Source organism: Pseudomonas sp. NFACC04-2, from assembly GCF_900119265.1.
Lineage (GTDB): Bacteria > Pseudomonadota > Gammaproteobacteria > Pseudomonadales > Pseudomonadaceae > Aquipseudomonas > Aquipseudomonas fluorescens_AA.
The window spans coordinates 317,004-334,113 of record NZ_FPJC01000002.1 but is presented as its reverse complement, the minus strand read 5'-3'; the positions used below and the strand labels follow the sequence as shown (position 1 = coordinate 334,113).

Sequence of the window (17,110 nt, the reverse complement as noted above, 5' to 3'; positions counted from 1 at the left end):
GGCTCAATCTTCCTTCGGCACAACCCAGAAAACCTGTACGCCACCGTCGTCGCGATAGGCGAGGGTCACGTTGTCGTTCTCGTCGATTTCTTCCAGAAGACGTTCCCACTCATCCACCGGCTCGTCGGGCAGGCGGAAGATCAGCGCGGCCTTGGCTTTTTGCGCAGTGGGAGCGTTGATGATTTTCGAGACCCGAAGGCCGAGTCGTGTATAGGAATCTAAGGGAGTAGTTGCAGCGGAGGGGGTGGCCACAGGATTATCCTTATTAAGCTGTACGGGTATACAGTATTTAACCGTAGGCATTTACGCAACTACTTAAAATTCAAGAAGATCGTCTGACAGCACTTTTTTCGTTTTAGTGTAGGAGAAAGGAATTTTTTATCGGCTTGCGTCAACAGGTGTCAGCCGTTCAGGGGAGCGAAGCTATTGACTGATTTCAGCGGGCGCTAAAGAAATTGCTTCGGCGGGCGATGTCCTTACCTAGGAATCCCCCTTCATGGAGTTTTGATATGTCGTTTTCCATCGGCTTTCCCAATGCGGCAGCGGTGACCATCGGCGGAAAATCCGCAGCCACCCTGAAAGCTTTGAGCGAGGCAGAAGCTCAGGCCGCCGATGAGGCCCTGGGTACAACGCAAGCCTCGGGCAAGGTCCGCACGGGCATGGGCGCTGGCGCTGAAGCAACCGACCAGGCGCAGGAGGCCGGTAGCACCCAGAGCGTGGCGGTCCAGGTGCTGCTCAAGCGGATGCAAGAGCTTCAGCAGCAGCTCAGGGAGCAGCAACAGCAACTGGCCGCTGCAGAGGCGCGCGACTATGCAACGGAAGAAGCCAAGGCTTCGGCGGTCATGGCCATCCAAGGGCAGATCGCCGACACCAGTGGCGCTTTGCTGGAAGTCACCGGTCGCCTGGTCACGGAGCTGGCCAAGGGCGCCGGTTCGGGTTCGGTGGTCAATACGACGGTCTGAACTTCGACGTTGCGGATCAAGCCGCAACGTTGACAAATCTGCGAAGCCTTACCATAGTTCACTTCACGCAAACGTTTGCGCGGCGTTCCGTGCATTGATTTGCTCACAATAATCATAAGATCGGAGTGAACCCATGAAGTTGCCATTCGCTGGACGCCTTCTCGCTGTTGCCATGCTCGCGGCCGCATCCGCTGTGTTGCCTCTCTCCTCGGCATTCGCCCAGACCGCAGAAAAACCCAAGGTTGCCTTGGTCATGAAATCCCTGGCCAACGAATTCTTCCTGACCATGGAAGACGGCGCCAAGGCCTATCAGAAGGAACACTCCGCCGATTTCGATCTGATCTCCAACGGGATTAAGGATGAAACCGACACCGCCAACCAGATCCGCATCGTCGAGCAGATGATCGTGTCCAAGGTCGATGCCCTGATCATCGCGCCAGCGGATTCCAAGGCCATGGTGCCGGTGATCAAGAAAGCCGTGGATGCCGGCATCACGGTCATCAACATCGATAATCAGCTCGATCCGGCCGTGGTCAAGAGCAAGAACATCAACGTGCCGTTCGTAGGTCCTGACAACCGCAAGGGCGCGCGGCTGGTGGGCGAGTACCTGGCCAAGCAACTCAAGGCCGGTGACGAAGTCGGCATCATCGAGGGTGTCTCCACCACCACCAACGCCCAGGCACGCACTGCGGGCTTCAAGGATGCGATGGAGGCGGCGCAGGTCAAGGTCGTGTCCCTGCAATCCGGCGACTGGGAAATCAACAAGGGCAACCAGGTTGCCGCGTCGATGCTCAGCGAATACCCGAACATCAAGGCACTGCTGGCCGGTAACGACAGCATGGCGGTCGGTGCCGTATCGGCCGTGCGCGCGGCGGGCAAGGCGGGCAAAGTGCAGGTGGTCGGCTACGACAACATCAACGCCATCAAGCCAATGCTCAAGGACGGTCGTGTCCTGGCGACCGCCGACCAGTTCGCCGCCAAGCAGGCCGTGTTCGGCATCGAAACAGCGCTGAAGATGCTCAAGGGCGAAAAAGTCGACAGCGGTACCAACGGCGTTATCGAAACTCCGGTCGAGCTGGTGACCAAGCCGTAATCCTGGCGACACAACGGTGCTCGCCCACCCGGGCGAGCGCATTGGAGAGTTTGTTATGTCCGTTCGCGACCCGAACGCTGTCCTGTGCGTCAGCGGTATCGGCAAGACCTATGCCCAGCCGGTACTGACCGATATCAATCTGACGTTGATGCGCGGTGAAGTGCTGGCGCTGACCGGTGAAAATGGCGCCGGCAAAAGCACCCTGTCCAAGATCATCGGCGGGCTGGTGACGCCGACGACCGGGCAGATGCAATTTCAGGGGCAGGATTATCGGCCCGGCAGCCGGACCCAGGCTGAAGAGCTGGGCGTACGCATGGTGATGCAGGAACTCAACCTGCTGCCGACCCTGTCCGTGGCTGAAAACCTGTTCCTCGACAACCTGCCCAGCCACGGCGGCTGGATCAGTCGCAAGCAATTGCGCAAGGCGGCCATCGAGGCCATGGCCCAGGTGGGGCTCGATGCGATTGATCCCGACACGCTGGTCGGCGAGCTGGGGATCGGTCACCAACAGATGGTCGAGATCGCCCGCAACCTGATTGGCGATTGCCATGTGCTGATTCTCGATGAGCCGACCGCCATGCTGACGGCTCGCGAAGTCGAAATGCTCTTTGAGCAGATCACCCGCTTGCAGGCGCGTGGGGTGTCGATCATCTACATTTCCCATCGCCTCGAAGAACTGGCGCGGGTCGCCCAGCGCATTGCGGTGCTGCGCGATGGCAACCTGGTCTGTGTCGAACCGATGGCCAACTACGACAGCGAGCAACTGGTGACCCTGATGGTCGGCCGGGAGCTGGGCGAGCATATCGACCTTGGCCCACGCCAGATCGGCGCGCCGGCGTTGACCGTTAAAGGCCTGACCCGTTCCGACAAGGTCCGCGACGTGTCCTTCGAAGTCCGCAGCGGCGAGATTTTCGGCATCTCCGGCCTGATCGGGGCAGGGCGCACCGAACTGTTGCGGCTGATCTTCGGTGCCGATCCGGCCGACAGCGGCACGGTGGCGCTGGGTTCGCCGGCCCGGGTCGTGAGCATTCGCTCGCCGTCCGATGCCGTGGCCCATGGCATCGCGTTGATCACCGAAGACCGCAAGGGCGAAGGCTTGCTGCTGACGCAGTCCATCGCCGCCAACATTGCCCTGGGCAACATGCCGGAAATTTCCAGCGCCGGCCTGGTCAATGGCAGCGCCGAACTGGCCTTGGCGCAGCGCCAGGTGGATGCCATGCGCATCCGCAGTTCCAGCCCGACCCAGTTGGTGTCCGAGCTGTCGGGTGGCAACCAGCAGAAGGTCGTGATCGGTCGTTGGCTCGAACGCGATTGCGCGGTCATGCTGTTCGACGAGCCGACCCGTGGTATCGACGTCGGCGCCAAATTCGACATTTATGCGCTGCTCGGCGAATTGACTCGCCAGGGCAAGGCGTTGGTCGTGGTGTCCAGTGACCTGCGGGAACTGATGTTGATCTGCGACCGGATCGGCGTGCTGTCCGCCGGGCGCCTGATCGACACCTTCGAGCGCGACAGCTGGACCCAGGATGACTTGCTTGCCGCCGCATTCGCCGGCTACCAGAAACGTGATGCGCTGCTCAACGAAGCAGCGCCTAGGGATTTTTCATGAAAACCGCATCTGCCGTCGGCAAATCGAGTGGCAATTTCTATGGCCTCGGGACCTACCTGGGCTTGGCCGGCGCGCTGCTGGCCATGGTCGCGCTGTTCTCAACCTTGAGCAGCCACTTCCTGTCCTATGACACGTTCAGCACCTTGGCCAACCAGATTCCCGACCTGATGGTGCTGGCGGTCGGCATGACGTTCATCCTGATCATCGGCGGCATCGACCTGTCGGTGGGCTCGGTGCTGGCACTGGCGGCATCGACGGTCAGCGTGGCCGTGCTCGGCTGGGGCTGGAGCGTCTGGCCATCGGCCTTGCTCGGCATGGCCGTGGCGGCGCTGGCGGGTACGGTCACCGGTTCGATCACCGTTGCCTGGCGGATTCCATCGTTCATCGTCTCCCTCGGCGTGCTGGAAATGGCCCGGGGCCTGGCGTACCAGATGACCGGTTCCCGGACCGCCTACATCGGTGACTCGTTCGCCTGGCTGTCAAACCCCATCGCCTTTGGTATCTCGCCCTCGTTCATCATCGCCTTGCTGGTGATCTTCATTGCCCAGGCGGTACTGACCCGCACCGTGTTCGGTCGCTACCTGATCGGCATCGGCACCAATGAAGAAGCCGTGCGCCTGGCCGGCATCAATCCAAAACCATACAAGATCCTGGTGTTCAGCCTGATGGGCTTGCTGGCCGGCGTGGCGGCGTTGTTCCAGATTTCCCGCCTGGAGGCCGCGGACCCGAACGCTGGCTCAGGGCTGGAACTGCAGGTGATTGCGGCGGTGGTCATTGGCGGTACCAGCCTGATGGGTGGGCGCGGCTCGGTCATCAGTACCTTCTTTGGTGTGTTGATCATCTCCGTGCTGGCGGCGGGCCTGGCGCAGATCGGCGCTACCGAGCCGACCAAGCGCATCATCACCGGCGCGGTGATCGTGGTAGCGGTCGTGCTCGATACCTATCGCAGTCAGCGCGCCAGTCGGCGGGGCTGAACCATGGCGACGATCAAGGATGTAGCAGCGCTCGCGGGTATTTCCTACACCACCGTTTCCCACGTGGTGAACAAGACGCGGCCGGTCAGCGAAGAGGTGCGGCTCAAGGTCGAGGCGGCCATCGAGCGCCTGGACTATGTGCCCAGCGCCGTGGCCCGTTCGCTCAAGGCCAAGACCACGGCGACCATCGGCCTGTTGGTGCCCAACAGCCTCAACCCTTACTTTGCCGAGTTGGCCCGGGGCATCGAGGATTACTGTGAGCGCAACGGCTATTGCGTGATCCTGTGCAACTCCGACGACAACCCGGACAAGCAACGCAGTTACCTGCGGGTGCTGCTGGAAAAACGCATCGATGGCCTGATCTTCGCGTCCGCCGGAGGCGATGTCGGCCTGGCCGAGGGCCTGGCCAGCGTGCGCACGCCCATGGTGATCGTTGACCGCGGGCTCGATGGTGTCGACGCGGACCTGGTGCGCATCGATCATGAATACGGCGCCTACCTGGCGACCCGGCACCTGCTGGAGTTGGGCCACCACGATATCGCATTCATCGGCGGCCCGGCCAATACCAGCGTGGCGCAAATGCGCCTGGCCGGTTATCGCCGGGCGCTGAAAGAGGCCGGGATCGAGCTGCCCGTCGAGCGCATGCTCGAGAGCGATTTCACCAGTACCGGCGGTTACCGCGCCGCCGCGCAACTGCTTGAACAACTGCCGCCCAGCGCGATCTTCGCGGCCAACGACATGATCGGCATCGGTGTGCTGCGCGCCGCGGCTGAACGCAATGTGCGTGTGCCCAGCGAACTGTCGGTCATCGGTTTCGATGACATCCAGATGAGCCGCTATGTCTACCCGGCGTTGACCACGGTGGGGCAGTCGATCCTGCAGCTCGGGGAGATGGCAGCCGAAGTGCTGCTGCGGCGTATCGCTACGCCGGGCCTTGCCACCGACCAGCGGATCGTGACGCCGAGTATTGTCTTGCGAGAGTCGACTGCACCGCTGTCGGGTACATTCGCCCAATACCGCTGAACCGAATTGATGAGTAGTGATGTATGCCAGCAAAAGTAGTGGTAATAGGCAGTCTGAACATGGACCTGGTAACCCGGGCGCCGCGCTTGCCCCGCGGCGGCGAAACGCTGATCGGCGAGTCGTTCGCCACCATCCCCGGTGGCAAGGGTGCCAACCAGGCGGTAGCCGCCGCGCGCCTGGGGGCGCAGGTGTCGATGGTCGGCTGCGTGGGCGACGATGCCTATGGCGAGCAATTGCGCGGTGCGTTGCTGGCCGAGGGCATCGACTGCCAGGCGGTCCGCGTGGAAGAGGGTTCCAGCGGCGTGGCGCTGATTGTCGTCGATGACAACAGCCAGAATGCGATCGTCATCGTCGCCGGTGCCAATGGTGCGCTCACCGCCGAGGTCCTGGACGGTGTCGATGACGTGCTGCAAAGCGCCGATGTCATCATCTGCCAGCTCGAAGTGCCGGATGCCACCGTCGGCCATGCCCTCAAGCGCGGGCGTGAGTTGGGCAAAATCGTCATCCTCAACCCGGCGCCGGCTTCCCATACGCTGCCCGCCGACTGGTACGCCTGCGTCGACTACCTGATTCCCAATGAAAGCGAAGCAGCGGTGCTGAGCGGGTTGGCGGTGGATTCCCTGGAAACCGCAGAGGCCGCCGCGGCGCATTTGATCGCCGCCGGTGCCGGCAAGGTGATCGTCACCCTGGGGGCCCAGGGGCTGATGTTCGCCAACGGCGCCAGCTTCGAGCATTTCCCGGCCCCGCGGGTCAAGGCAGTGGACACCACGGCCGCCGGGGATACCTTTGTCGGCGGCTTCGCGGCAGCCTTGGCCAGCGGCAAAAGTGAGGTCGATGCGATTCGTTTCGGCCAGGTCGCCGCCGCGCTGTCGGTCACCCGCGCCGGCGCGCAACCTTCAATCCCCACGTTGCTGGAAGTACAGGCTTTCAAATCATGAAAAAGACGCCGTTATTGAATGTGGCACTGTCCCGATTGATCGCTTCCCTCGGCCATGGCGACAAGGTGGTCATCGGGGATGCCGGCCTGCCCGTGCCGCCCCAGGTCGAATTGATCGACCTGGCCCTGACCCATGGCATTCCTGACTTTGTCAGCACCTTGAAGGTGGTGCTCAGCGAAATGCAGGTGGAAAGCCATGTCCTGGCCGAGGAAATCCTCGACAAGCAGCCGTTGGCCCTGGCAACCCTGGAGACGCTGAATGCCGAGGGGGCGTTGGGTGAGCGGGCGTTGGTCAGCCATGAGCAATTCAAGGTTATCAGCCGACAGGCACGGGCGATCATTCGCACAGGCGAATGCTCGCCATACTGCAATATTGTGCTGGTCGCTGGAGTGACGTTCTAACCCTGTTCAACCCCGCACAAGGAGTGCGCTATGCACCGCTATGCTGAGAAAATGCATCAACTGATCCGGAGTCTGCTGCTTTTGTCACTGATCACTGCAACGAGCGCCCAGGCGGCGGAAAAGATCGACCTGATCATCGACACCGACCCAGGCGCCGACGACGTGGTGGCGCTGCTGTTCGCCCTGGCGTCGCCCGAGGAGCTGCATATCCGTGCGCTGACCACCGTCGCCGGCAATGTGCGCCTGGACAAGACCTCGCGCAACGCTCGCCTGGCCCGTGAGTGGGCAGGGCGCGAAGACGTGCCGGTCTACGCCGGTGCGCCGAAACCCTTGATGCGCACGCCCATCTACGCAGAAAACATCCATGGCAAGGAAGGCCTGTCGGGTGTCACAGTGCACGAGCCGAAGAAGGGGCTGGCCGAAGGCAATGCCGTCAACTACCTGATCGACACGCTGAAGGCGGCCAAGCCCCACAGCATCACTATTGCCATGCTGGGGCCGCAGACCAACCTGGCGCTGGCGTTGGTCCAGGAACCGGACATTGTCCAGGGCATCAAGGAAGTGGTGATCATGGGCGGTGCGCACTTCAACGGCGGCAATATCACGCCGGTGGCCGAGTTCAATCTGTTCGCCGATCCGCAGGCGGCCGAGGTGGTGGCCAAGAGCGGCGTGAAGCTGACCTACCTGCCGTTGGACGTGACTCACAAGATTCTCACCAGCGAGGCACGCCTGAAGCAGATCGCGGCGCTGAACAACAATGCCAGCAAGCTGGTGGGCGATATCCTCAACGAATACGTCAAGGGCGACATGGAGCACTACGGCATGACGGGCGGGCCGGTGCATGACGCGACCGTGATTGCCTACCTGCTCAAGCCGCAATTGTTCACTGGCCGTTCGGTCAATGTTGTCGTGGACAGTCGCGAGGGCCCGACGTTCGGGCAGACCATCGTCGACTGGTACGACGGCCTGAAGGCGCCGAAGAACGCGTTCTGGGTGGAAAACGGTGATGCCCAGGGGTTCTTTGACCTGCTGACCGAGCGCCTGGCGCGCCTGAAGTAATCTGCCTGGCTATAGCGCGCCCCCGGGCTGGACCTGTGGGCGCGTGCCTCAATCTACGGCGTCGACGATGCTCGGGTAGCGCTCGAATGTCTGTTGGATGAAGTTGCGGGCGACTTCTATCCCCAGCTCCTTCACTAACAATTCTATGCAGATGATTGCCAGTTCCTCCGGGCTGCCCGGGCTATAGGAGCTGTGGCCCTCCGACCATTTGGCATTGATGGTGGCTTCGATACTGACGGTACTCATGGTCGGGCTCGCGAGTTGAAGGTCTGTAGGCTGAGTTAAACATTTTTGCCCGGGATTTGGCACTGCGACTTAGGCATTGGGGGAGGGCTGTGCGACACTTGTTCTTTTATTTTTCAAAGGAGCTTCGCCGTGCAGATAGATTTGAACGCTCCTGATGGCCTGACCGTCGAGGCGGTTCGTCAATTGCTGGCCTCGGCCAGTGACGACGAGCATACCCAACTGCGCGTGACCAAGGACGGCATCGCCTATTTGTCCTCGGGTGTGGTTGGTGGCGTTGACATTGACGGTTTGCGGTTTCGGCTCGAAACGTGGGCGAAGGGCTCGGGGTATGTCGGCCGGGTCGCTGCCAGCGACGAGGTCTGGGTCATGCAGATCTATAACGCGCTGAAGGACAACTGGCCCAATCCGCCCTTTGATTACATTGACGTTTATTGAGCTGCGTTCATATCCAGTCACGATTCAGGCCTGAACAGGGCCGTGGGCTCAGGCAAACTGCCAGCTTTCCCGGCCTGATGGTTGCGGTGTTGAAACCAAGCGCCGTTTGGGCTGTCGCACGCTCTCTGTTTATTCATCGAAAAAAGGAGGCTTCATGCCTTGGAAGCTTGCGTCATTGAGTACTTTGCTGGCCGCCATGTTCTTGAGCGGTTGCAGCAGCACCTCTGAATCGACCCCCGAACCTGTGGCGACCGAGACCGGTCACAGCCGCTGCGAAGCAAAGGCCGCCGAGTTCGCCATCGGCAAGAAGGCCTCGCCACAGTTGCTGGAGCAGGCCCGTACCCGTGCCGGCGCGCAGAATGCCCGTATCCTCAAGCCCAACGATATGGTCACGCTCGAGTACCGTTCCGATCGCCTGAACCTCAATACCGATGCCAACCTGGTGATCAACCGGGTGAACTGTGGCTGATTGACGGTTTTCAATCGCCCATAAAAAACCCCGTCACATGGACGGGGTTTTTTTGTGCGCCGAGAAATTACTCTGGGCGAACCTGTGCAGCTTGCATACCCTTTTGGCCTTTCTCAGCCACGAAGGAAACGGTCTGGCCTTCTTTCAGGCTTTTGAAACCGTCGCTTTCGATAGCTTTGAAGTGTACGAACAGGTCGTCACCGCCACCTTGAGGAGTGATGAAGCCGAAGCCTTTTTCATCGTTGAACCATTTAACGGTGCCGGTTTGGCGATTAGACATGGTGTATCTCCAAGAAACATATATTTTCAGTGTACTGTGCTGCTCAGGCCAACTGGGCACACCCGGGTATCATAGTCGAAATGTTCGATTTGGGAGCCCCCCGCAGGCGCTGTTTGCCAATCAGTCGTGTTTACTTTATCGCCCTTGCCCGCTGAAAGGCCCGGTTTTAAAGGCTTTGAGCCGAAAGTAAAGACGATAAAAAAAGCTGTAAAACCTGCATAAATAGTACAAAAAAGCGCTTTTTTGGGCCTTTTATCAGCCCCGGGTGGCTTTAAAGGCTCCAGTTTTTCACTTTTTCGCAGGCACATTGGCCTTGCATTTGGCGATCTCGCCAAGGGCTTTCTGCTGCAGTTCAGGGGTGGCCTTGTTGTCCATCAGCGCCTGGATATCACGCGCCGGGTAGGACTTGATGGCGTCGGCGCCACAGGCGCAGTGGGATTTGGCTGCCGCCGCGCCAATCTGCGGGGTAGCCGCCTGTGTGCACTGGGCCATGTATTTATCCCGCTCGCCCTTCGGCCAGTCGGCGTGGGCACTCAACGGCAGCAGCAGAACAATGGGGGCGACTACGGCGAACAGGGTATTGAGACGCATGCGGGGATGCTCCTTCTGGGTCGATGTTCTGTGATTCGAGGGCTCTAGGGCCGATCAAGTTCAGCACTCTGGCATAAAAGCGGACGATTTGCCTTCCTGTGACAGCCTTGTGCATCGATGACCGTTCATCTGTGCTAGCATGCCGGGCTCGGCTATTTCCAGGCTGCGGGCGAGTGTTCGTCCCGGTGGCAAAGAGTCCGAATAACCCTGATTTGAATCCCAGTCACTCTGGTTCGGTTTTCCCGGTTGGCCGCAAGGCTCCTGCCGCTGTAAGGCAGGCGTTCGTCATTGAATGGCCTGGACTGGATCTTGTACTGGCTCATCCCAACCCACGTGACCTTTGGTAGGGGTCACCACTAGGAGAGGAGGCGCCATGCCAACTATTACTCTTCCCGACGGCAGTCAACGTTCGTTCGATCACCCGGTTTCCGTAGCCGAGGTCGCCGCATCCATCGGCGCGGGCCTGGCCAAGGCCACCCTGGCCGGCAAGGTCAACGGTAAACTGGTCGACGCCAGTGACGTCATCGACAGCGACGCCACGCTGCAAATCATCACGCCCAAGGATGAAGAGGGGCTGGAGATCATTCGCCACTCCTGCGCGCACTTGGTTGGCCACGCGGTCAAGCAGCTGTACCCGAGCGCGAAGATGGTCATCGGGCCGGTCATCGACGAAGGCTTCTATTACGACATTGCCTTCGAGCGTCCTTTCACGCCGGACGACATGGCCGCCATCGAACAGCGCATGCAGCAGCTGATCGAGAAAGATTACGACGTCATCAAGAAAGTCACCCCGCGCGCCGAAGTCATCGAAGTCTTCAAGGCCCGTGGCGAGGACTACAAGCTGCGTCTGGTGGAAGACATGCCGGACGAGCAGGCCATGGGCCTGTACTACCACGAAGAATACGTCGACATGTGCCGCGGCCCGCACGTGCCGAACACGCGTTTCCTCAAATCCTTCAAGCTGACCAAGCTGTCCGGCGCCTACTGGCGCGGCGATGCGAAGAACGAGCAGTTGCAGCGCGTCTACGGCACCGCCTGGGCGGACAAGAAGCAACTGGCGGCCTACATCCAGCGCATCGAAGAAGCTGAGAAGCGCGATCACCGCAAGATCGGCAAGCGCCTGGGCCTGTTCCACACCCAGGAAGAATCCCCGGGCATGGTGTTCTGGCACCCGAACGGCTGGACCCTGTACCAGGTGCTCGAGCAGTACATGCGCCAGGTCCAGCGTGAAAACGGCTATCTGGAAATCAAGACGCCGCAAGTGGTCGACCGCAGCCTGTGGGAGAAATCCGGGCACTGGGCCAACTACGCCGACAACATGTTCACCACTCAGTCGGAAAACCGCGACTACGCCATCAAGCCGATGAACTGTCCGTGCCACGTGCAGGTGTTCAACCAGGGCCTGAAAAGCTACCGCGAGCTGCCGATGCGCCTGGCCGAGTTCGGTGCCTGCCACCGCAACGAGCCGTCGGGTGCGCTGCACGGCATCATGCGCGTGCGTGCGTTTACCCAGGACGATGCCCACATCTTCTGTACCGAAGAGCAGATGCAGGCCGAATCCGCCGCTTTCATCAAGCTGACCATGGATGTCTACCGGGACTTCGGCTTCACCGAAGTCGAGATGAAGCTGTCCACTCGTCCGGAAAAACGCGTCGGCTCCGACGAGCTGTGGGATCGCGCCGAAGCGGCTCTGGCCGCCGCCCTCGATAGCGCGGGCCTTGCGTATGATCTGCAGCCGGGCGAGGGGGCTTTCTACGGTCCGAAGATCGAGTTCTCGCTGAAAGATTGCCTCGGTCGCGTGTGGCAGTGTGGTACCCTGCAGCTCGATTTTAACCTGCCGATCCGTCTGGGCGCCGAATACGTGTCCGAAGACAACAGCCGCAAGCACCCGGTCATGCTTCACCGCGCGATCCTCGGTTCGTTCGAGCGTTTCGTCGGGATTCTGATCGAACACTACGAGGGTGCGTTCCCTGCGTGGCTGGCACCGACCCAGGCAGTGATCATGAATATCACTGATAAACAGGCAGATTTTGCCGCTGAAGTCGAAAAAACTCTCAACCAAAGCGGATTTCGTGCCAAGTCCGACTTGAGAAATGAAAAGATCGGCTTTAAAATCCGCGAGCATACTTTGCTCAAGGTTCCCTTTCTCTTGGTTATTGGAGATCGGGAGGTCGAGATGCAGACTGTCGCTGTGCGTACTCGTGAAGGTGCTGACCTGGGCTCGATGCCCGTCGCCGAATTCGCTGAGTTCCTCGCGCAAGCGGTTTCCCGGCGTGGTCGCCCAGATTTGGAGTAATTATTATTAAGCGTGAAATGAGACAAGATAAACGAGCTGCACCGAAAGCCCCGATCAACGAGAATATCTCGGCACGCGAGGTTCGGTTAATTGGCGCTGACGGCGAGCAGATTGGCATCGTCTCGATTGATGAAGCGCTTCGTATTGCTGAAGAAGCAAAGCTTGATCTGGTAGAAATTTCCGCGGACGCAGTCCCACCGGTTTGCCGGGTGATGGACTACGGCAAGTCGATCTTCGAGAAGAAGAAGCAGATTGCCGCGGCGAAGAAAAACCAGAAGCAGATTCAGGTAAAAGAAATCAAGTTTCGTCCAGGGACGGAGGAAGGGGATTACCAGGTAAAACTGCGCAACCTGGTACGTTTCCTGAGTGATGGGGACAGGGCCAAGGTATCCTTGCGATTCCGCGGCCGTGAGATGGCCCACCAGGAGCTGGGGATGGAACTCCTCAAGCGGGTTGAACAAGACCTGCTCGAGTACGGTTCGGTCGAACAGCATCCTAAGATGGAAGGACGCCAGCTGATCATGGTCATCGCCCCGAAAAAGAAGAAGTAATCACCAGGGCACGGCAGGCCTTGCGATTATGTTTATCAACTGAATGCGGAGTATCCGAACATGCCAAAGATGAAAACCAAAAGTGGTGCTGCTAAGCGGTTTCTGAAAACTGCTAACGGTATCAAGCACAAGCACGCTTTCAAGAGCCACATCCTGACCAAAATGTCGACCAAGCGTAAGCGTCAACTGCGCGGTAGCAGCTTGCTGCATCCGTCTGACGTGGCAAAAGTCGAGCGCATGCTGCGCCTTCGTTAATTTTTGGATCAAGAATAGAGGAAGTAACTCATGGCTCGTGTAAAGCGTGGCGTCATTGCCCGTAAGCGTCACAAAAAAATTCTGAAACTTGCTAAAGGCTACTACGGCGCGCGCTCCCGCGTATTCCGTGTTGCCAAGCAAGCGGTAATCAAGGCAGGCCAATACGCCTACCGTGACCGTCGTCAGAAAAAACGTCAGTTCCGCGCTCTGTGGATCGCTCGTATCAACGCTGGTGCTCGTGTTAACGGTCTGTCCTACAGCCGTTTCATCGCTGGCCTGAAAAAAGCGTCCATCGAGATCGACCGTAAGGTTCTGGCTGATCTGGCAGTGAACGAAAAAGCGGCGTTTGCTGCGATTGTCGAGAAAGCTAAAGCCACCTTGGCTTAAGTACCCCCGGCAGTCACCCGGGCTCACCTCTGTGGGCCCTGGTGTCAAACGTCATAAATAGGGGAAGAGCCTTAAAGCTCTTCCCCTATTTTGTATCTGGAGTCTGTACATGGAAAACCTGGACGCGCTGGTCGCTCAAGCACTAGAGGCTGTGCAAAGCGCTGAAGATATCAATGCCCTGGAGCAAATCCGGGTTCACTACCTTGGCAAGAAGGGCGAGTTGACTCAGGTGATGAAGACCCTGGGGAACCTGCCAGCCGAAGAGCGTCCGCAGGTCGGTGCGCTGATCAACGTTGCCAAGGAGCGTGTCACAGAAGTCCTCAATGCGCGCAAGGCATTGCTCGAGGAGGCGGACCTGGCTGCCAAGCTCGCCGCCGAGTCCATCGACGTGACCCTGCCTGGCCGTGGCCAGACTTCCGGTGGCTTGCATCCGGTGACCCGGACCCTGGAACGCATCGAGCAGTTCTTCACCCACATCGGCTACGGCATTGCCGAAGGCCCTGAGGTCGAAGACGACTACCACAACTTCGAGGCACTCAACATCCCAGGCCATCACCCGGCCCGGTCGATGCATGACACCTTCTATTTCAATGCGAACATGCTGTTGCGCACCCATACCTCGCCGGTACAGGTCCGCACCATGGAATCGCAGCAGCCGCCGATCCGCATCGTCTGCCCAGGCCGTGTGTACCGCAGCGACTCCGATATCACCCACTCGCCGATGTTCCACCAGGTCGAAGGCCTGCTGGTTGATCGCGACATCAATTTCGCCGACCTGAAAGGCACGATCGAAGAGTTCCTGCGGGTGTTCTTCGAAAAAGAACTGGCGGTGCGTTTCCGCCCTTCGTACTTCCCGTTCACCGAGCCCTCCGCTGAAGTCGACATGGAATGTGTGATGTGCAGCGGCAAAGGCTGCCGCGTCTGCAAGCAGACTGGCTGGCTGGAAGTGATGGGCTGCGGGATGGTTCACCCGAACGTACTGCGTATGTCCGGTATCGATCCGGAAGAATTCTCGGGTTTTGCTTTCGGCATGGGCGTCGAGCGCTTGGCCATGCTGCGTTACGGTGTGAATGACTTGCGCCTGTTCTTCGACAACGACTTGCGGTTCCTTGCGCAATTTCGCTAGGTCGCAGGCCCGTAACGAATCTATTAGGAGAGCAGGATGAAATTCAGTGAACAATGGCTGCGCGGCTGGGTAAGCCCGCAGGTAAGTCGGGACGAGTTGGTTGCTCGCCTGTCGATGGCCGGTCTTGAGGTCGATAGCGTCACGCCGGCCGCCGGTGAATTCAGCGGCGTGGTGGTGGGCGAGGTGTTGAGCACCGAGCAACACCCGGACGCTGACAAATTGCGGGTTTGCCAGGTCAGCAATGGCGCGGAGACTTTCCAGGTGGTCTGCGGCGCACCTAACGTGCGCCCGGGCCTGAAGATCCCGTTCGCCATGATCGGTGCCGAGCTGCCGGGCGATTTCAAGATCAAGAAAGCCAAGCTGCGTGGCGTCGAGTCCAACGGCATGCTGTGCTCCCAGGCCGAACTGCAAGTCGGCGAAGGCAACGATGGCCTGATGGAGCTTCCGGCCGATGCGCCGGTGGGCCAGGACATCCGTGAATACCTGAACTTGGACGATGCGAGCATCGAGGTCGACCTGACGCCGAACCGTGGCGACTGCCTGTCCCTGGCCGGTCTGGCCCGCGAAGTCGGCGCGCTGTATGCCGCCCCCGTGACGCGTCCGGTGGTCGCGACCGTGCCGGCGGTGCATGACGAAGTGCGTTCGATTGAGGTCCTGGCGCCGGCGGCATGCCCGCGTTACCTGGGCCGCGTGATCCGTAACGTCGACCTGTCCAAGCCAACACCGCTGTGGATGGTTGAGCGCCTGCGTCGCGCCGACGTGCGCAGCATCGACGCCGCCGTCGACATCACCAACTATGTGATGTTGGAGCTGGGTCAACCGCTGCATGCGTTCGATCTCGCCGAAATCAACGGTGGCATCCGCGTACGCATGGCCGAAGAGGGTGAAAAGCTGGTGCTGCTCGACGGCCAGGAAGTGACCCTGCGCAGCGACACCCTGGTGATTGCCGACCACGTCCGCGCCTTGGCGATTGCCGGCGTAATGGGGGGCGAGCACAGTGGCGTATCCGCCACGACCCGCGATGTATTCCTGGAAAGCGCGTTCTTCGACCAGATCGCCGTCGCTGGCAAGGCGCGTTCCTATGGCCTGCACACCGACGCCTCGCACCGCTACGAGCGTGGCGTGGACTGGCAACTGGCCCGTGAAGCCATGGAGCGCGCCACTGGCCTGCTGCTGGAGATCACTGGCGGTGAAGCCGGCCCGATCATCGAGACCGTCAGCGAACAGCACCTGCCGAAGATTGCACCGGTCACCCTGCGTGCCCAGCGCATCACCCAGATGCTGGGCATGGAAATGGCCCCGGCTGAAGTCGAACGCCTGCTCAGCGCCCTCGGCCTGAACATCAGCGCCGATGGGGCAGGGCAGTGGCGCGTCGAAGTGCCAAGCCATCGCTTCGATATCAGCCTGGAAGTCGACCTGATCGAAGAGCTGGCTCGCCTGTATGGCTACAACCGTCTGCCGGTTCGCTACCCGCAAGCGCGCCTGGCCCCGCAGGCCAAGGCCGAAGCCCGTAGCGACCTGCCGGAACTGCGCCGCCTGCTGGTGGCTCGTGGGTATCAGGAAGCGATCACCTACAGCTTCATCGATCCGCGCCAGTTCGAGCTGTTCAGCCCTGGTGTCGAGCCGCTGTTGCTGGCCAACCCGATTTCCAACGACATGGCGGCCATGCGCTCGTCCTTGTGGCCTGGTTTGGTCAAATCGCTGCAGCACAACCTCAACCGCCAGCAGGATCGCGTGCGTCTGTTCGAAAGCGGCCTGCGCTTCGTCGGTCAACTGGACGGCTTGAAGCAAGAGCCGATGCTGGCCGGTGTCGTCTGCGGCAGCCGCTTGCCGGAAGGCTGGGCGCAAGGCCGCGATGTCGTCGACTTCTTCGACGTCAAGGCTGACGTGGAAGCGGTGCTGGGCTTCGCCGGCGCGCTCGACGCATTCACTTTCGTACCAGGCAAGCACCCGGCGCTGCATCCGGGGCAGACCGCACGTATCGAGCGAGACGGGCGTGAAGTCGGCTATGTCGGTGCCATCCACCCGGAACTGTCGAAGACCCTGGGCCTCGATCGTCCAGTCTTCGTTTTCGAGCTGGTTCTGGCCGAAGTGGCCCAAGGGAAAATGCCGAAATTCCAGGAGTTATCGCGCTTTCCTGAAGTGCGTCGTGACCTGGCGTTGCTGGCTGATCGCGACGTTGCTTCCAGTGCTGTACTGGACGTAATACGTGAAAATGCAGGCGAATGGCTGACGGACCTCAGGCTATTTGACGTGTATCAGGGTAAAGGCATTGATCCGCATAGAAAAAGCCTTGCAGTTGGCTTGACCTGGCAGCATCCATCGCGCACTCTTAATGACGATGAGGTGAATACCGCAACGCAGAATATCCTCACCTCGCTCGAAAACAGGTTGAACGCCACGTTAAGGAAGTGA

General features: G+C 60.1%; 20 protein-coding genes. 16 read left to right on the top strand and 4 right to left on the bottom strand.

Going from position 1 to position 17,110, the window contains the following annotated elements:
- Nucleotides 1–3: 3 nt before the first annotated feature.
- Nucleotides 4–303 carry a DUF1654 domain-containing protein gene (locus BT125_RS03735; protein WP_072405222.1) on the bottom strand — a complete coding sequence of 100 codons (300 nt, stop codon included), beginning with the start codon at nt 301–303 and terminating at the stop codon, nt 4–6.
- 206 nt (nt 304–509) lie between these two features.
- Here BT125_RS03735 and BT125_RS03730 point away from each other — a divergent pair, with 206 nt between their 5' ends.
- From BT125_RS03730 to BT125_RS03695, 8 genes are all read left to right on the top strand, one after another.
- Nucleotides 510–962 (top strand): hypothetical protein, encoded by a 453-nt coding sequence (locus BT125_RS03730; RefSeq protein WP_072405221.1) that lies wholly within the window; start codon nt 510–512, stop codon nt 960–962.
- A 133-nt stretch (nt 963–1,095) separates the two neighbouring features.
- On the top strand, nt 1,096–2,055 hold the full coding sequence (locus BT125_RS03725; protein WP_072405220.1) for a sugar ABC transporter substrate-binding protein: 960 nt from the start codon (nt 1,096–1,098) through the stop codon (nt 2,053–2,055).
- 55 nt (nt 2,056–2,110) lie between these two features.
- Nucleotides 2,111–3,664, top strand: coding sequence for a sugar ABC transporter ATP-binding protein (locus BT125_RS03720; RefSeq protein WP_072405219.1), 1,554 nt, complete (start codon nt 2,111–2,113; stop codon nt 3,662–3,664).
- Nucleotides 3,661–4,638 (top strand): ABC transporter permease, encoded by a 978-nt coding sequence (locus BT125_RS03715; protein ID WP_060738184.1) that lies wholly within the window; start codon nt 3,661–3,663, stop codon nt 4,636–4,638. The genes BT125_RS03720 and BT125_RS03715 overlap by 4 nt, the downstream gene beginning before the upstream one ends.
- Nucleotides 4,639–4,641: 3 nt before the next feature.
- Nucleotides 4,642–5,661, top strand: a complete 1,020-nt coding sequence (locus tag BT125_RS03710; RefSeq protein ID WP_072405218.1) for a LacI family DNA-binding transcriptional regulator — start codon at nt 4,642–4,644, stop codon at nt 5,659–5,661.
- Between the two features lie 23 nt (nt 5,662–5,684).
- Nucleotides 5,685–6,599: a ribokinase gene (gene rbsK / locus BT125_RS03705; RefSeq protein ID WP_072405217.1), complete on the top strand. Its 915-nt coding sequence runs from the start codon at nt 5,685–5,687 to the stop codon at nt 6,597–6,599.
- Nucleotides 6,596–7,000: a D-ribose pyranase gene (rbsD, locus tag BT125_RS03700; protein WP_060738181.1), complete on the top strand. Its 405-nt coding sequence runs from the start codon at nt 6,596–6,598 to the stop codon at nt 6,998–7,000. The genes rbsK and rbsD overlap by 4 nt, the downstream gene beginning before the upstream one ends.
- A gap of 30 nt (nt 7,001–7,030) precedes the next feature.
- Nucleotides 7,031–8,059, top strand: a complete 1,029-nt coding sequence (locus BT125_RS03695) for a nucleoside hydrolase (protein ID WP_072339745.1) — start codon at nt 7,031–7,033, stop codon at nt 8,057–8,059.
- A 48-nt stretch (nt 8,060–8,107) separates the two neighbouring features.
- Here the strand turns inward: BT125_RS03695 and BT125_RS03690 are convergent, their stop codons facing one another.
- On the bottom strand, nt 8,108–8,305 hold the full coding sequence (locus BT125_RS03690) for a hypothetical protein (RefSeq protein WP_072405216.1): 198 nt from the start codon (nt 8,303–8,305) through the stop codon (nt 8,108–8,110).
- A gap of 129 nt (nt 8,306–8,434) precedes the next feature.
- On the opposite strand from BT125_RS03690, the gene BT125_RS03685 reads away from it, so the two are divergent.
- Both BT125_RS03685 and BT125_RS03680 read left to right on the top strand, forming a co-directional pair.
- Nucleotides 8,435–8,740, top strand: coding sequence for a hypothetical protein (locus BT125_RS03685; RefSeq protein ID WP_072405215.1), 306 nt, complete (start codon nt 8,435–8,437; stop codon nt 8,738–8,740).
- A gap of 154 nt (nt 8,741–8,894) precedes the next feature.
- The gene (locus BT125_RS03680) at nt 8,895–9,209 is read left to right on the top strand and encodes an I78 family peptidase inhibitor (protein WP_072405214.1); all 315 of its coding nucleotides are present in this window, start codon (nt 8,895–8,897) and stop codon (nt 9,207–9,209) included.
- Between the two features lie 67 nt (nt 9,210–9,276).
- Here the strand turns inward: BT125_RS03680 and BT125_RS03675 are convergent, their stop codons facing one another.
- Together BT125_RS03675 and BT125_RS03670 are read right to left on the bottom strand one after the other, a co-directional pair.
- Nucleotides 9,277–9,489 carry a cold-shock protein gene (locus BT125_RS03675; protein WP_003179963.1) on the bottom strand — a complete coding sequence of 71 codons (213 nt, stop codon included), beginning with the start codon at nt 9,487–9,489 and terminating at the stop codon, nt 9,277–9,279.
- 288 nt (nt 9,490–9,777) lie between these two features.
- A complete protein-coding gene (locus tag BT125_RS03670; RefSeq protein ID WP_072405213.1) occupies nt 9,778–10,080 on the bottom strand; it encodes a hypothetical protein in 303 nt (100 codons plus the stop codon).
- Nucleotides 10,081–10,453: 373 nt separating this feature from the next.
- Here BT125_RS03670 and thrS point away from each other — a divergent pair, with 373 nt between their 5' ends.
- From thrS to pheT, 6 genes are all read left to right on the top strand, one after another.
- Nucleotides 10,454–12,376, top strand: coding sequence for a threonine--tRNA ligase (gene thrS, locus BT125_RS03665; RefSeq protein ID WP_014337550.1), 1,923 nt, complete (start codon nt 10,454–10,456; stop codon nt 12,374–12,376).
- The gene (infC, locus tag BT125_RS03660) at nt 12,376–12,927 is read left to right on the top strand and encodes a translation initiation factor IF-3 (RefSeq protein WP_169432615.1); all 552 of its coding nucleotides are present in this window, start codon (nt 12,376–12,378) and stop codon (nt 12,925–12,927) included. The genes thrS and infC overlap by 1 nt, the downstream gene beginning before the upstream one ends.
- A 60-nt stretch (nt 12,928–12,987) precedes the next feature.
- Nucleotides 12,988–13,182, top strand: a complete 195-nt coding sequence (gene rpmI, locus BT125_RS03655; RefSeq protein ID WP_002553160.1) for a 50S ribosomal protein L35 — start codon at nt 12,988–12,990, stop codon at nt 13,180–13,182.
- Between the two features lie 30 nt (nt 13,183–13,212).
- On the top strand, nt 13,213–13,569 hold the full coding sequence (gene rplT, locus BT125_RS03650; protein ID WP_002553161.1) for a 50S ribosomal protein L20: 357 nt from the start codon (nt 13,213–13,215) through the stop codon (nt 13,567–13,569).
- 109 nt (nt 13,570–13,678) lie between these two features.
- A complete protein-coding gene (gene pheS / locus BT125_RS03645; RefSeq protein WP_072405212.1) occupies nt 13,679–14,695 on the top strand; it encodes a phenylalanine--tRNA ligase subunit alpha in 1,017 nt (338 codons plus the stop codon).
- Nucleotides 14,696–14,731: 36 nt separating this feature from the next.
- Nucleotides 14,732–17,110 (top strand): phenylalanine--tRNA ligase subunit beta, encoded by a 2,379-nt coding sequence (gene pheT, locus BT125_RS03640; RefSeq protein ID WP_072405211.1) that lies wholly within the window; start codon nt 14,732–14,734, stop codon nt 17,108–17,110.